This is a genomic window from Curtobacterium sp. MCLR17_044, assembly GCF_003234435.1.
GTDB classification, from domain to species: domain Bacteria; phylum Actinomycetota; class Actinomycetes; order Actinomycetales; family Microbacteriaceae; genus Curtobacterium; species Curtobacterium flaccumfaciens.
This window is the reverse complement of the sequence record NZ_QKTC01000017.1, coordinates 44,006-57,496: the sequence shown is the minus strand read 5'-3', so window position 1 is coordinate 57,496 and position 13,491 is coordinate 44,006. Positions and strand designations below refer to the sequence as shown.

The following is a 13,491-nucleotide window of genomic DNA, read 5'->3' as shown; positions in this document are numbered from 1 at the left end:
CCGCACCACCTGGAGTCCCACCGCATGACGTCCCGCCGACGCCGCAGCCGCATCACCCTGACCTCCGTCCTCGTCGTCCTGGCCCTCGCTGTCGGTGGCTACGCGCTCGACGCGTCCGGCGTCCTCGGGCCGGACGCCGACGCGGCGGGCACGACCGCTGCGGGCGGTCCCACGGCCGGGGAGACGACCACGATCGGACCGCAGCAGGCGTCGTCGGGGGCGACCCCCGCCTCCAGTCCGACCGTCAGTCGCGGGACCGACGCCGACGCGGTCCGCGCGCGCACCCAGCTCGCCGACCTACCCGTCAAGGGCAAGGCAGCCGGCACCGGCTACGACCGCACCGGTGACTTCGGCAGCGCTTGGCTCGACGTCGACCGCAACGGGTGCGACACCCGGAACGACGTCCTCGCCCGCGACCTCGCCGACATCACCCGCGAGGGCCGCTGCAAGGTCCTCACGGGCACCCTCGTCTCGCCGTACACCGGTGCGACGGTGGACTTCGTGCGCGGCAACACGACCTCGACGCTCGTGCAGATCGACCACGTCGTCGCACTCGAGAACGCCTGGCGCACCGGGGCGCAGCGGCTGGCCGAGGCCGAGCGGCAGGCGCTGGCGAACGACCCGGTGAACTTGTTCGCCGTCGATGGCCGCTCGAACTCGCAGAAGGGCTCCGGCGACGCGGCGACCTGGCTCCCCGCGAACAAGGCGTTCCGCTGCACCTACGTCGAGCACCAGGTCACGGTGAAGGCGAAGTACCGCCTGTGGGTGGCTCCGGCGGAGCGGGACGCGATGGTGCGGGTGCTGGACGCCTGCTGACGTCGGGCGGGTCCGGCGCCGCTGGGTGTCGGCTCGGAGGCCCGGCGCACCTCCGCCCCGCGTGGCAGGCTGCGGGCATGGCTGAGCAACTCACGGTCCCACAGGCGTTCGCGCTCCTGCAGGTCGAGCCCGACGGCCGCAAGTCCCTCGACGGGCAGACGCTGGACACCGGTCTCGCGGGCGCGGTCCTCGCTGACCTCGCACTCCGCGGTGTCCTCTCGCTGCAGGGCGGGCTGGTCACCGTCGTCAACGGCGCCGCCACGGGCGACCCGGTGCTCGACGGCGTCGTCGGGTCGATCGCGGCATCCGGTGCACCGCGCAAGGCGAAGTGGTGGGTGAGCCGACTCGGCAAGCAGCGGCTGCGCGACGACGTGTTCGCCGGCCTCGTCGCCAGGGGCATCATCAGCGTCGAGCAGGGCAAGGTGCTCGGCCTCTTCCCCACCACGAAGCACCCGGAGCGGGACGGAGCCCCGGAGGCACTGCTGCGTTCCGGCATCGGGGACGTGCTGGCTGGCCGGGCAGGACCCACGCCGTTCTCCGCCGCGGTCATCGGCCTGCTCGACGCGACGAACACCCTGCGCAAGCAGTTCGGCGCCGTCGACAAGGACCTGGTGAAGGGGATCACCTCGGGTACCTGGGCGAGCCCGGCGGTGAAGGCCGTGCTCGAGGAGATCGAGGCCGCGACGATCGTCGTGATCATGGCTGCGACCATGGCAACGACGACGTCGATCGTGACGAGCTGAGGCCGGCAGCGCGATGGTGCGGGTGCTGGACGCCTGCTGACGCGGTCACTAAACGACAGGTGTAGTCTAGGTATCTCGATGCAGATGCATCGATCGGACTCGCTGCCCCACCGCGGACCCCGAGCCCTTCACCGTCGAAGACCTCAGGAGGCCTCCCACCATGCCCGAAACCACCACCGGCACCACCCGCTTCGCCGACCGTGTCGTCCTCATCACCGGCGGCGGCTCCGGCCTCGGCCGCGCGACCGCCATCCGCCTGGCAGCCGAGGGCGCTGCGCTCTCCCTCGTCGACGTCTCCGAGCAGGGACTCGAGGCGACGAAGGCCGCCGTGCTCGAGGCCACCCCCGACGCGCAGGTCCTGACGACCGTCGCCGACGTGTCCGACGAAGCCCAGGTCGACGCCTACGTCACCGCCACGACCGAGCGCTTCGGCCGCATCGACGGCTTCTTCAACAACGCCGGCATCGAGGGCAAGCAGAACCCGACCGAGTCCTTCACCGCCGCCGAGTTCGACCGCGTCGTGTCGATCAACCTGCGTGGCGTGTTCCTCGGGCTCGAGAAGGTGCTCAAGGTCATGCGCGAGCAGGGCTCCGGCATGGTCGTGAACACCGCGAGCGTCGGCGGCATCCGCGGCATCGGCAACCAGTCCGGGTACGCGGCTGCGAAGCACGGCGTCGTCGGCCTCACCCGCAACTCGGCCGTCGAGTACGGCCGCTACGGCATCCGCATCAACGCCATCGCCCCCGGCGCCATCTGGACGCCCATGGTCGAGAACTCGATGAAGCAGCTCGATGCGGAGAACCCCCGCAAGGCCGCCGAGGAGTTCATCCAGGTCAACCCGACGAAGCGCTACGGCGAGGCCCCCGAGATCGCCGCCGTCGTCGCCTTCCTGCTGTCTGACGACGCGTCCTACGTCAACGCGACGGTCGTCCCGATCGACGGCGGGCAGTCGGCCGCGTACTGAGACCGTCACCTCCGCCGCCCGGCGCACGTCCGCGTGCGCCGGGCATCGGCCTGGAGGCGCGGCTCGGCCCCGCCGTGTCCGCCGACCGTGACAGCATGGCTGGTGTGAGTACCGATCAGACCAACGGATCAGCCTTCGGCCGAGGCGTCGACAAGGCCCCGCCGACCGCTGCTGCCGAACTCCGACGGAGGATGGCGGCCTCGCCTGCGGGCTTCCTGCGCAGCGCGGCGTGGGTCCCCTGGAAGGCGGCGGGTACCCCGGAGGCCGGCAGCGTCGCCCACGTCATGATCCGGGACAAGCCGTTCGTGCCGGTCTTCACCGACCCGGGCGAACTCGCCGCTGGGCTGCCCGACGCCGAGGGGCGTCCGGTGCCGATGTCCGAGCTCGTGTCCGCGCTCCCCGAGGAGTTCGGCATCGTGGTCGACCCCACGAGTGCGGCCGAGGCAAACTTCCTGCACGCCGATGTCCTCGCCCAGATGCGGGCGCAGATGCAGAGCGGCGTCCCGACCAGCGACGACTGATCGCTCCGTCACAGGCGCGCAGCCTTCGTCGTCAGCCAGCCGCCATCGCCGCGACAGCGACGGCCCACCAGTACCCGAGCAGACCACCCGCCGGAACGGCCAGGACCGCGAGGACCCGAGCCCGGTGCATGAGGCTGCGGCGGGAGCGAGCGTCGGCGATCTCGCGTTCGAGTCGCTCGAAGCGCTGGACGTGGCGGAGTGTGTCGTTGATGACCACGGCATCGACGTGCCAGGTGCCCCGTTCCTCCGCCAGCATCGACAGGAAGCGAACGGCTTCGTCGGAGTGCGCCCGTGGGAGGCCGCGGATCCAGCTCCCCACACGCTCGGGCTCGAGGACCACGGCTGCCGGCGGCTTCTTGCCGAACCGGAGTTCGGCAGCCTCGACCACCAGGATCGGCTGCACGAGGATCGGACCGCCCGCTGCGGCCGACAGCAGCGTAGTCGCACGCTCCCCCTCGGCGAGCGCGCGGTGCAGGTGCGGCGTCCGCTGGCCGTTCACCATCAGTGTGCGTCCGCCCGCCCAGACCGCGTGACCGGAGTGGTTCTTCGTGTTGATCGAGAAGACGCCGGTCGGACCGACCACGATGTGATCGATGTCCGAGCTGCCCTTCCCGATCGGGACGGCGTGCAGGACCGTGAAGTCCGGGCCGAGTTCCTCGAGCTGCGCCGCGACCTGCCGCTCGCCGATCGCCCCCTTGAACCACGAACGGGCTTCCGGCCGGAGCGGGTCGTGCCCCCAGAACCGCTGCCAGGTCGTCAGCGCGCGGCCGTCGGCCTGGACCGCGAGACACTGCTGCATCACGGCGTACCCGGGCTTGCGGGCGCGGAGTGTCAGCGGTGCCGTTCCCTTCGGGCTCGGGCGGTCCGCGGTGACTGTGTGCTCCCCCATGCCTCCACCGTTCCAGGACGACCGCTGGTCCGGCCAGCCCTCGTTCTGGCGTCACAGCGCGGCGGGTGGGTCCATGGTTTCGCGAGGTTGACGGTTCTGGTTCACGATCCCCGGGGTTCGTGAACCAGAACCGTCACGCAGCGCTGGCTCACCCGGCGTGCTCCGCGACGACCACCCAGGTCACGGAGACCACGATCGCCATAACGGTCGCGGTGCCGACAGCGACCGCCCATCCCTGCGGCCTCGTCCGTCGAACTCGGGCGGCCACGATCGCACCCCCGACGAAGGCGGCGACGAGCACGACGCTCTCGACCAGGCTCGGGAGCCACGCGACCCACGGCGTGCACGGTCGCGTCGACGTCTCCCAGTCACAGCTGTACTGCGACAGTCCGGCGAACACCCACCCGATGAGCACAGCGGCGATCCCAGCCAGCGCTGTCGCGACGAACAGCGAAACCGTCACGACGAGGTCCGCCGTCGACGCCCGAGAGCGCCACGGCGAGGGTCGGCTCGCCCAGTCCTCCAGCATGTCCCCCGCCTTCGCGATCAGGCTCGGACAGCCTGCGGGCGAGGCTCGACGAGCTCGATGAAGCGGGACAGCAGGGACAGGCCCGCGATCGACGGGGGCAGCCCCGTGTTCAGCGCCGGTGAGTGCACGAGGTAGGCCGCCCACTTCGCCCGCGAGATCGCCACGTTCAACCGGTTCGGCATGAGCAGGAAGTCGAGGCCGCGCGGGATGTCCGCCGCACTCGACGCCGCCAGGGACACGATCGACACGACAGCTTCTCGTCCCTGGAACAGGTCGACCGTGCCGACCTGGGTGCCGGTGAAGCCAGCGCGGTCGAGCTCCTGCCGGATCAGTGCCCCCTGCGCGTTGTACGGCGCCACCACGATGACGTCCTCGTCGGTCAGCGCACGGGTTTCGGAACCGTCGGTCCAGGTGCGGCCGACGACGTCGCCGACGAGCGCGACGACCCGGGCGGCCTCTTCAGCAGAGGACGTCGTGTTGCCCGCGTGGACGACCGGCACGGGGTGCACACCCGCGTCGATGCCGTCGAGGTGCCGCCCGGAGACCATCGAGGCGAGCTGCCCGTCGTAGGACAGAGCGGAAACGGACTCGGTCAGCGCGGGCTCCATGCGGCGGGTCCGGGCCAGGAAGTACCCGAACTCCGGCGGCAGGACGTGTTGTCCGTCGGCGAGCCAGCCGAGCGCGGACTCGTCGACGGGCTCCGGATGCGAGCCCTGCGACACCTGGGGCAGCTGCTGGGGATCCCCGAGCAGCAGGAGCCGGGTCGCGGCGACCGACGAGGCGATGGTCGGGGCGAGGGAGAACTGCCCGGCCTCGTCGACCACGAGCAGGTCGAGGGAACGGCGCTCGATCGTGGACTCGTTCGCGAACGTCCACGCCGTGCCACCGACGACACCGCCGGTGCCCGAGGACTCGCACGAAGACAGGAACGCGGCGACCGCAGCACCGTTCTTCACCGGGGTCCAGGCCGCGGCGTCGAGCTCGTCCTCGGTCGCGCCGGACTTCGGCACCTTCACGACCCGGTCCGTGGGAACGCCGGCTTTGACCACCGAGGTGAGGAAATTCTCCGACGTCGCGTGTGACTGGCCGACGACCCCGACGCGCCAGCCGTACTCGCGGACGAGCCGGGCGACGACGTTCGAGCCGACGTAGGTCTTGCCCGTGCCGGGAGGGCCCTGGATCGCCAGGTACGACCGGTCGAGGCCGAGCAAGGTCGACACGACGGCCGACACCGTGTCGTCGCCCTGCACCGGGACGATCGGGCCACGCGGGGGCACCCGACGCAGCAGGTCGAGCGCAGGGTCGGGCAGCATCGCCGGCAGCTCGTCGAGCACGGCCTGACCCCACCACGCGATCGCCTCCGGCTGGGGCTTCGCGCGGGGCGGTGCCGACGGGGCGAGGGCCACCGGGAACTCGTGGTGCGGTTCGCCACCGACGGGCAGTCCCTCTTTCACGAGGACCTCGACGGCATCGCCGTTGTCCCAGACGTCCACGATCACGGCGCGCGACGACGCGCCCTTCGACCCGGGGCCCGGTGAGGCGACCGATGGCGGAAGCGGGTCGTCGTAGACCAGGTGGGGCGTGCCTCCAGGCCGGAGCCGCGAGCCGGGCGCGAGCGTCCCCGACAACCGGAGTTCCCGCGACTGCGAGCGGGCACGCGGCAGCGTGTCCCAGTCGCGCTCGACGGACGCCCGTTCCACGACCAGGACGTCGCGCGTGTCGGCCCAGTCATCGACCGGGTTCCGCAGGCGGTCGAAGTGGTCCTGCCAGAAGGTCTTGGCCTCGCGGCGGTGGTAGTCGATCGCGGCTGCGGCGAGCGCCAACGCGGTCTCGTCAGGGGTGCGGTCGAGGGCGTCGACGTCCTCGAGCTGCGCGGCCAGGGCGACGTACACCGGGTTCGGCTCGCGCTCGACGGGGATCGGCGGGACCTCGAGCTCGAGCACGGGGTCGGCCGCGTCGGGGTCGTCGGTACGCAGCGAGCGGAGCCAGTCGCGCAGGCGCAGGGTCGAGCGGCAGTCGTAGGCGTTGTAGTCGGCGACCTGGTCGAGCATCCGCTGCCCCTCGCCGGCGTCGCCGTTCCGGAGCTCCTCGATCGCGTCGACGTAGGCGGTGATGCTGTCCGCGGCGTTCGTGACGTCGCTCTCGCGCAGGTCCGAGCCCATGTACAGCGGCTCGAGCTTCTTGATGGAGTAGCTGTGACTGCCGACGACCAGGGCCTTGCGGACGATCGGGTACAGGTCGACCAGGACCCCGGCGCGCAGCAGGTCGTCGACGGCCTCTTCACCCGCCCCGTGCCGGGCGGCGAGCGACAGCAGGTGCGTCCGCTCGTAGGCCGCGTAGTGGTAGATGTGCATGCCCGGGTACTGCTGCCGCCGGGCCTCGATGAACGCGAGGAACTGCTCCAGCGCGACTCGTTCGTCGCGGATGGTGTGCGCCCAGAACGCGGTGAACTCCGCGCGGTCGTCGACCAGGCCGAACAGGTAGTCGAGGCCCCAGTGCACGCCGTCCTCGGTGTGCAGCGGGTCGCCCTCGAAGTCGAAGAACACGTCACCCGGGTCGGGTGCCGGGATCGCGTCGAGCGCACGGGCGTCGAGGACCTCGAAGCGCGGCTTGACGGGTTGGCCCGGCCCGTCGGCGCCCTTCCGTCGGGCGTCTTCCGACTCGATCTGGAGGCTCGCCTGACGTACCAGCCGATCCTGCGTCGCGCGGGACAAGCCCGGCACTGCCCGGGTGCGGACCGCCAGGTCGTCGATCGTCCGCACCTCGTGCTTGATGAGCCTCGCCCGTTGGTCGAGGCGCATGCCCGCGACGAGGACGAGGTCGCGGTGCTCGGCGACCTGTGTCGAGCAAACGTCGCAGCGTCCACAGCTCGAGTACCGCGGGTCACCCCACCGCAGCGGTTCGTCTGCCGCGATGCGCTCGGCGATGACCCGCTGCAGTTCGGCGCGCTGCGTGCGGTACACCGGCGCGATGTCGGCGAGGTCGTGCGTGGTGGTCGTCCGGTCGCCGAGCACCAGGTGCACCTGCTGCCCGGTCGGGATGCCGTGCGCCTGCATCTGCTCGGCGTACGCGGCGAGCTGCAGCAGGGCGCTGATCTTGGCGTGGCGGGCGAGCTTGGTGTCGTAGACCTCGTACTCGCCGTGGTCGTTGCGGATGATGAAGTCCGCGAAGCCGATGAAGCCGGGGGCGTCGGCGGTCGGTGCTGCGTGGAACGTCGGCTGGTACAGCACGTCGGCACCGCCGGCGAAGGCCTGTCGTGCTTCGGCTGCGGCGCGTGCGTAGTCCGGCGGGGCGGGGCGGTCGAACTCGACGACGTTGCGGGTCTGCTTGAGGATGTCGAGGTAGTCGAGCTCGTGCTGGTCCCCCAGCCGAGCCGTGCGCTCGAGCATGTCGTCGTGCACGTCGGGCAGGGCTTCCCCGCGACCGAGCTTGGCGTCGAGGCGGCGGAGGAACGCCCACTCGCAGGCCGACCACGTACTCAGGTCACTCGGGCTGAGCAGCACGTTTCCGTCGACGCCGATCTGCATGCGCTCCCCCTTGCTCTCCGGTGCCCTGAAAGCCTAGGGGTGGGCGCCGACACCGGCTGCTCTGGCTGTCAGCTGCCGACCGGCACGAACCGGGGCCCGTCGCACCCGTCGCGCGTGACGTGCGCGGTGAAGTCGGCGAGCGAGCGGACCCAGTGCCCGCGTTCGCCGTACAGCGCCTGGTACACGACCACCGGCTCTTCGGTCTCGACGTCACGGGCTACGAGCAGCACCTCGTAGTCGTTGCCCTTGAAGTGCCGGTACCGCCCAGGTGTCACGTCGAAGCTCACACTCTCGATCGTAGGCAGGCGAGCCGTCCGCTGCCGACGCGAGAAACGTATGCCTGTTCAAGGCGCAGGTGTCCCCACACTGGCGGGGCGCTCGCCTGCCGACGGAACGATGCGACGGCTGCGCCGGGCCACCTGACCGCCCGGCCCCGTCACGAACGGACACGTGCTTCCGTGCGGACAGCACCACGACGTACGGTCGCACCATGACCGTCATCGTGGCCGTCGCCGTGCTGGCGGGGGTTCTTGCCCTCGCCACCGTCCTCGGGCTGCTCCTCCGCTCCAGGACCGGCCGCGCGAAGCCCAGCCCGACCTCAGCCGATGGCACCGCCAGCACCGTCGCCGACCTCGCCCCGCCGACAGCCTTCGGCACGCGTGCCACCCTCCTCCAGTTCTCCACCCCGACCTGTGCCCGCTGCCCCGCGACCGCCCGGCACCTGGACTCCGTCGCAGCCCGACACGACGGTGTCACCCGACTGGAGATCGACCTCGCCGAGCACCCCGGACTGGCGGGCCGCTTCAACGTCCTGCAGACCCCCACGGTCTTGCTCGTCGACGCTTCCCGGACCGTCCGCACCCGCTTCGGAGGCCCACCCCGCCCACCCGAGCTCGCCGCAGCCCTCGACACCGTCCTGACCGCAGGAACCGCAGGCACCGCAGACACGACCGGCACCCAGGAGTCCCGATGACCACCACGAACGACACCGACCGCGGCATCGACCCGCGCTCCCCACGCTTCGGCGCCGCCATCACCACGGTGCTCCTCGCCGCGACGATCGTCCTCACGCTCATCCCCGAGACGTGGATCGCCGGCATCGTGCTGCTCGCGGTCATCGTCGTACTGTTCGCCGTCGGAGGCATCGCCGGCATCCGCCGCCACCCCTACGGCGCACTCTTCCGCCGCGTCGTCCGCCCGCGCCTGGCCCCGCCCGACGAACTCGAGGCCCCGGAACCACCGACCTTCGCCCAGCAGGTCGGCCTGTTCGTGACCGCGGTCGCCCTGCTCCTCGCGCTGCTCGGCGTGCCGTACGCCGCCCCGATCGGTGCCGCGGTCGCCCTGGTCGCCGCGTTCCTCAACGCTGCCTTCGACGTCTGCATCGGCTGCCTGCTCTACGTGTGGCTGGTCCGGGCGGGCGTCTTCCGTCCGCGGCGCGGCGTCGCCTGACGGCGTCCGGCCTGGAGGCCCGCCTCGCCTCGACCGCACCGCCAGCGTCCGACAGGTGCTCGGCTCCGGAACACGGCTCTGCCCCGCCCCGTAGGGTGAGCGGGTGGGGGAAGACGAACGAATCATCCGGCGCGCGTGGCGTCGTACCGCCCTGGTCGTGTCGATCGCCGCGGTCGCGGGGGCAGTGGCCGGTTGGGCAACCTCGCGGGACGAGGACGGTTGGACCGTCGCCCTGGCGATCTGCACGTGCGTCGCCGTGCTCGTCGGCATGGCCGGGATGCTCTCGTTGCTCCCCGCCACGGCACGCGCGTCGTCGATCATCACGCAGGCGACCGAGGGCCTGACGAGAGACCGCCGCAAGATCATCAACGGAGCCATCCGCTCGGGCGTTCCGCTCGAGGAGGACACAGGCCCAGAACTGCAGCACCGCGCGCTCACCCTCGCCCGCGGGACCGCCGCGTTCAACCGGCTGATCCTCGTCCAGAACCTCCTGCTGTTCGCAGGAGCCGCAGCTCCCCAGTTCGCTCGGGTCGTCACCGGCGATGGCAACGCGATCATCAGCCGGATCTTCCTCGCGCTCTTCGTCATCGAAATGGTGTTCGTCGTGCCGTTGCTGGTCGTCCGAGGCCGCCGAGCGCGGCGCTACGCGGATGCCGCGACGGCCGAGAACGAACGCCGCACCGACACTCCGGTCTCCGTCGCATGACCACCGCGACGGAGACACCAGAGACACCACAGACACCGGAGGCGATCGCCCGCCGAGCTTGGCGCCGCACAGCCTGGATCATCCTGGCCGGCGGAATCGTCGGCCTGATGGTGGGCGTCGTGGTCGTCATCCTGCTCGGAGACGCGCGCCGAGGCCCGGGATGGCCCCTCGTGGTGATCGGGTGCACGGTGGCGGCCGGAGGACTCGCGGGGGCGTTCTCGCTCGTCGCCACCACACTCCGGCTGACTCCGCAGATGCAGGCGCCCTTCGAAGGGCTCTCGCGCTTCGGCCGGAAGACCCTCGCGCGGGCCATCGCGAAGCAAGCCCCGATCGAACCGGCCGATTCTGACCTCGCACAACGGGCGTTCGACCTCGCCCGTCTCCGCGCCGCTTACCAGCCGATCGCCCTCGGTCAGTTCCTGCTGCTCTGCCTCGGCATCGTCGGTCCGCAGCTCCCGAACCTCGTCGGCGACGACCCCTTCTCTACCGTCTTCAGTCGGATCCTCTGCGGCACGCTCCTCGTTGCGGCCGTCGTCTTCACGCCACTCTTCCTCCACCAGTCCCGAAGCTGCCGGCGCTACGTGCAGGCGGCCACCGAAGCAGCCGCCCGCCAGCGCTGACTCAGGAGGCCTGCCGCACCTCGTAGTCCTGAGGTGATCCTCCACCCTGTACGGTGAAACACCAGTACAAGGTTTCAAGGGGGGGCGCAGTGGGCATACAGATCGACGAACTCACCTTCGGGTACCGGCGGGACCACACGGTGCTCTCCGGGTTGTCGACGGTGTTCCCGACCGGAGCGAGCGTCCTGCTCGGGCCGAACGGCGCTGGCAAGTCGACCCTGCTCGGACTCGTCGCCGACACACTCCGTCCCCGCACCGGGACGATCAGCATCGAGGGATTGGGGGAACCGGGGACGCGCGGAAACCGCCGACGGTACCGCCGCGGCGTCGCGTGGCTCCCGCAGCGGAGCGGCGCCTTCCCCGGCTTGACCGCACGGGAGCACGTCGCCTACTGCGGCTGGTTGAAGGGCTTGTCACGCGCCGACGCCTGGGATCGCTCGACGGCTGCCCTGACCGCCGTCGATCTCGCCACCCGAGCCGACGCACGAGCGACCTCGTTGTCGGGCGGGCAGATCCGGCGTCTCGGCGTCGCCGGTGCGCTGGTCTCGGGAGCGCAGTGGATCCTGCTCGACGAACCGACGGCCGGACTCGACCCGGCACAACGGGCACGCTTCGCGCAAGTCATCCAGAACCTGCCGCACGATGTCTCCGTGATCGTCTCGACCCACCAGACCGAGGATGTCGCTGCAACGTACGACCACGTGACCGTGCTCGTGGATGGACACGTCCCGTTCTCCGGGTCCGTCGACGCCTTCACGGAACCGTTCGAGGGGCTCTCCCCCGCTGACGCGATCACCGCGTCGTACGCGCGCTTCACGAACGAGGACGACTGATGCGCCCGATCATCCCGTGGCGCAGTCGCGCAGCAGTATGGCTCCTCATTCCTGGGCTGCTCGGCGTCGTCGCCTACAGCGTGCAGTTCGCAGATGAGACGACCGTCGCCGGCTACTGGCCCGCGGCGATGGCCGGCTCCGCGATCTACCTGGTGTTCTCGTGCGGAGTGGCGGCCACGGCCGGCGCCTGGGAAGGGAAGCGCTTCCGTCTGGCTGCGCCCGTGATCGAGTCCAGCAGCCGACCCAGTGCAGCAGTCGTCACCGATCACCTGTGGACACCACTGGCCGCCGGTCTGCTGCTCCAGCTCGTCGCGGTCGCACTCATGAGTCGGGACACCTGGGGCACTCCCGGTGGCCCGTCGCCCCTCGTCGGCCTGGCCTTCGCGGGGATCCTGTTCTTCCACAGCTGCATCGGATTCGCACTGGGGCGGTGGCTCCCGCCGGTGGCGTCCATCCCGCTGAGTCTGCTCGTCTCCTACAGCTGGCTCGGCTTCACCTGGTCCGTGGACTACTTCCCGCTCCGGTACCTCGCCGGTCTGGTGATGGCGGACTGCTGCTCGGTCGAGACCGCGGTCGACATCCGGGCTCCGGTCATCGCGACTGCGTTCAGTCTGCTCGCCGGGTGCAGTCTGCTCGTCATCGCGGTCGCTCGACGCTCGAGTAGTGACCGTGCGCGCCGGTACGGACTCCAGATCGGCGCCAGCTCGTTCGTCGTGATCACCCTCGTCGCGCTGACCGCCGGCTCCGGCCTCGGCGCGGCACCGATCGTCGACCGCCCGCAAGCGCAGGCGATCTGCAGCGGCGCGGCGCCGACGATCTGCCTCTTCCCGGAGCAACGCGACAGCGGCAACTCAGAATCCGTCATCCGCAAGGCTGCGGAGAACCTCGGCCGCTCGGGCATCACGGTGCCGTCGACCATCCGCGCGAGCAACGCGCCATCGACGGCCGACGTCCTGAACATGATCGTCCAGGTCCGGATGACCGACGCCGACGTGCTCCACAGCATCACCACCTCCTCGCTCGGTGACGCCGAGGTGGCCTACTGCGGCACCGAGCAGGACGACGCCGAACGCCTCAACGATGCCGCTGTTGCCAACCGATGGCTCATCGACGTCGCCGCCGAGGGCATCGTGAACGCCGACCACGTGGAACCCGCCCTCGAGCTGGACGACCCCGACGTTCTGCGAGCCCTCCGTCGTGCTCCGGCCCCCGCTCAGGCCGCGTGGGTCACCGCGACGGTCGACCGGCTGACGGATTGCTCGGTCGGCCACATCACGGTGCCGTCCTCGTGATCTGGTGGCTGCGTGTCCACCGCACCCTGCCGTTGCTCGGACTCACGACCGCCCTGACGGTGCTCTCCATCACGCTCGGCCCGATCGGCATGCTCTTCCCCTCGTTCGGCGGCGGCGCACCGTTCGCACTGATCCCCGTCGCGGCCGTGCTCCCGCTGGTGATCGCCATCGCGACGAGCGCTTCGGTCACCCGCGCACCGTTCCCCGCGCCCACTCGGCGGACGGACCTGCTCGAGCTGGCCGCCGTCATCGCGGTGGTCGCGCTGGTGACAGCCACCGCGAGCATCGGCCTCGCGGTCGGCGCCGAACCCGAGGCCGCGGTCGCGACCGCCCGGAACACGATCGCGTTCTGCGCACTCGCACTGGCCAGTCGCGCCGTGCTCAGCGACCGGCTCCAGTCCGTGCCGGGCGTGCTCTACCTGTTCGTCGCAGCACTGTTCGGTCGCGGGAGTCCCGGCCACCCAGCCGGATGGGCCGGAGTCGTGTCGACGAACACCGACCCGGCGTCGTGGGCGTTCGTCCTCCCCGTGGTGATCGCCGCCATCGTCAGTCCGCTGGCACACAGGTCGGGCACAACGACGTAACACGCAATTTACTTTCAG

15 protein-coding genes are annotated in these 13,491 nt (G+C 70.8%); 11 read left to right on the top strand and 4 right to left on the bottom strand.

The features are described from left to right. Positions 1–24: 24 nt before the first annotated feature. The 4 genes from DEJ04_RS13255 to DEJ04_RS13240 all read left to right on the top strand — a co-directional run bounded on the left by DEJ04_RS13255 (position 25) and on the right by DEJ04_RS13240 (position 3,044). Positions 25–816: an HNH endonuclease family protein gene (locus DEJ04_RS13255; RefSeq protein ID WP_309148019.1), complete on the top strand. Its 792-nt coding sequence runs from the start codon at positions 25–27 to the stop codon at positions 814–816. Between the two features lie 77 nt (positions 817–893). Further along, positions 894–1,559 (top strand): GPP34 family phosphoprotein, encoded by a 666-nt coding sequence (locus tag DEJ04_RS13250; protein WP_111047375.1) that lies wholly within the window; start codon positions 894–896, stop codon positions 1,557–1,559. A 160-nt stretch (positions 1,560–1,719) separates the two neighbouring features. Next, on the top strand, positions 1,720–2,523 hold the full coding sequence (locus DEJ04_RS13245; protein WP_111047374.1) for an SDR family oxidoreductase: 804 nt from the start codon (positions 1,720–1,722) through the stop codon (positions 2,521–2,523). A 95-nt stretch (positions 2,524–2,618) separates the two neighbouring features. Further along, positions 2,619–3,044: an SseB family protein gene (locus tag DEJ04_RS13240; RefSeq protein ID WP_146245601.1), complete on the top strand. Its 426-nt coding sequence runs from the start codon at positions 2,619–2,621 to the stop codon at positions 3,042–3,044. A gap of 31 nt (positions 3,045–3,075) precedes the next feature. Here DEJ04_RS13240 and DEJ04_RS13235 read toward each other — a convergent pair whose 3' ends face one another. The 4 genes from DEJ04_RS13235 to DEJ04_RS13220 all read right to left on the bottom strand — a co-directional run bounded on the left by DEJ04_RS13235 (position 3,076) and on the right by DEJ04_RS13220 (position 8,276). After that, a complete protein-coding gene (locus DEJ04_RS13235; RefSeq protein WP_111047373.1) occupies positions 3,076–3,933 on the bottom strand; it encodes a nuclease-related domain-containing protein in 858 nt (285 codons plus the stop codon). A gap of 148 nt (positions 3,934–4,081) precedes the next feature. Then, positions 4,082–4,462: a hypothetical protein gene (locus DEJ04_RS13230; protein ID WP_111047372.1), complete on the bottom strand. Its 381-nt coding sequence runs from the start codon at positions 4,460–4,462 to the stop codon at positions 4,082–4,084. A 17-nt stretch (positions 4,463–4,479) separates the two neighbouring features. After that, positions 4,480–7,989 carry a TM0106 family RecB-like putative nuclease gene (locus tag DEJ04_RS13225; RefSeq protein ID WP_111047371.1) on the bottom strand — a complete coding sequence of 1,170 codons (3,510 nt, stop codon included), beginning with the start codon at positions 7,987–7,989 and terminating at the stop codon, positions 4,480–4,482. 68 nt (positions 7,990–8,057) lie between these two features. Then, on the bottom strand, positions 8,058–8,276 hold the full coding sequence (locus DEJ04_RS13220; RefSeq protein WP_258371383.1) for a DUF1653 domain-containing protein: 219 nt from the start codon (positions 8,274–8,276) through the stop codon (positions 8,058–8,060). Between the two features lie 203 nt (positions 8,277–8,479). Here DEJ04_RS13220 and DEJ04_RS13215 point away from each other — a divergent pair, with 203 nt between their 5' ends. From DEJ04_RS13215 to DEJ04_RS18230, 7 genes are all read left to right on the top strand, one after another. After that, positions 8,480–8,962, top strand: coding sequence for a thioredoxin family protein (locus tag DEJ04_RS13215; protein WP_111047370.1), 483 nt, complete (start codon positions 8,480–8,482; stop codon positions 8,960–8,962). Beyond that, positions 8,959–9,438, top strand: coding sequence for a DUF4395 domain-containing protein (locus DEJ04_RS13210; protein ID WP_111047369.1), 480 nt, complete (start codon positions 8,959–8,961; stop codon positions 9,436–9,438). The genes DEJ04_RS13215 and DEJ04_RS13210 overlap by 4 nt, the downstream gene beginning before the upstream one ends. Before the next feature lie 103 nt (positions 9,439–9,541). After that, positions 9,542–10,144, top strand: coding sequence for a hypothetical protein (locus DEJ04_RS13205; protein WP_111047368.1), 603 nt, complete (start codon positions 9,542–9,544; stop codon positions 10,142–10,144). Beyond that, positions 10,141–10,764 carry a hypothetical protein gene (locus DEJ04_RS13200; RefSeq protein ID WP_146248710.1) on the top strand — a complete coding sequence of 208 codons (624 nt, stop codon included), beginning with the start codon at positions 10,141–10,143 and terminating at the stop codon, positions 10,762–10,764. The genes DEJ04_RS13205 and DEJ04_RS13200 overlap by 4 nt, the downstream gene beginning before the upstream one ends. 89 nt (positions 10,765–10,853) lie before the next feature. Continuing rightward, positions 10,854–11,597 (top strand): ATP-binding cassette domain-containing protein, encoded by a 744-nt coding sequence (locus tag DEJ04_RS13195; RefSeq protein ID WP_111047366.1) that lies wholly within the window; start codon positions 10,854–10,856, stop codon positions 11,595–11,597. Next, positions 11,597–12,889 carry a hypothetical protein gene (locus DEJ04_RS13190; RefSeq protein ID WP_111047365.1) on the top strand — a complete coding sequence of 431 codons (1,293 nt, stop codon included), beginning with the start codon at positions 11,597–11,599 and terminating at the stop codon, positions 12,887–12,889. The genes DEJ04_RS13195 and DEJ04_RS13190 overlap by 1 nt, the downstream gene beginning before the upstream one ends. Then, positions 12,886–13,473 (top strand): hypothetical protein, encoded by a 588-nt coding sequence (locus tag DEJ04_RS18230; RefSeq protein ID WP_146248709.1) that lies wholly within the window; start codon positions 12,886–12,888, stop codon positions 13,471–13,473. The genes DEJ04_RS13190 and DEJ04_RS18230 overlap by 4 nt, the downstream gene beginning before the upstream one ends. Positions 13,474–13,491 lie beyond the last annotated feature (18 nt).

What these genes read in the sequence shown, in the direction of transcription:
- DEJ04_RS13255 (WP_309148019.1), top strand. Translation starts at nt 25, where the DNA reads ATGACGTCCCGCCGACGCCGCAGCCGCATCACCCTGACCTCCGTCCTC.
- DEJ04_RS13250 (WP_111047375.1), top strand. Translation starts at nt 894, where the DNA reads ATGGCTGAGCAACTCACGGTCCCACAGGCGTTCGCGCTCCTGCAGGTC.
- DEJ04_RS13245 (WP_111047374.1), top strand. Translation starts at nt 1,720, where the DNA reads ATGCCCGAAACCACCACCGGCACCACCCGCTTCGCCGACCGTGTCGTC.
- DEJ04_RS13240 (WP_146245601.1), top strand. Translation starts at nt 2,619, where the DNA reads ATGGCTGGTGTGAGTACCGATCAGACCAACGGATCAGCCTTCGGCCGA.
- DEJ04_RS13235 (WP_111047373.1), bottom strand. Translation starts at nt 3,933, where the DNA reads ATGGGGGAGCACACAGTCACCGCGGACCGCCCGAGCCCGAAGGGAACG.
- DEJ04_RS13230 (WP_111047372.1), bottom strand. Translation starts at nt 4,462, where the DNA reads ATGCTGGAGGACTGGGCGAGCCGACCCTCGCCGTGGCGCTCTCGGGCG.
- DEJ04_RS13225 (WP_111047371.1), bottom strand. Translation starts at nt 7,989, where the DNA reads ATGCAGATCGGCGTCGACGGAAACGTGCTGCTCAGCCCGAGTGACCTG.
- DEJ04_RS13215 (WP_111047370.1), top strand. Translation starts at nt 8,480, where the DNA reads ATGACCGTCATCGTGGCCGTCGCCGTGCTGGCGGGGGTTCTTGCCCTC.
- DEJ04_RS13210 (WP_111047369.1), top strand. Translation starts at nt 8,959, where the DNA reads ATGACCACCACGAACGACACCGACCGCGGCATCGACCCGCGCTCCCCA.
- DEJ04_RS13200 (WP_146248710.1), top strand. Translation starts at nt 10,141, where the DNA reads ATGACCACCGCGACGGAGACACCAGAGACACCACAGACACCGGAGGCG.
- DEJ04_RS13190 (WP_111047365.1), top strand. Translation starts at nt 11,597, where the DNA reads ATGCGCCCGATCATCCCGTGGCGCAGTCGCGCAGCAGTATGGCTCCTC.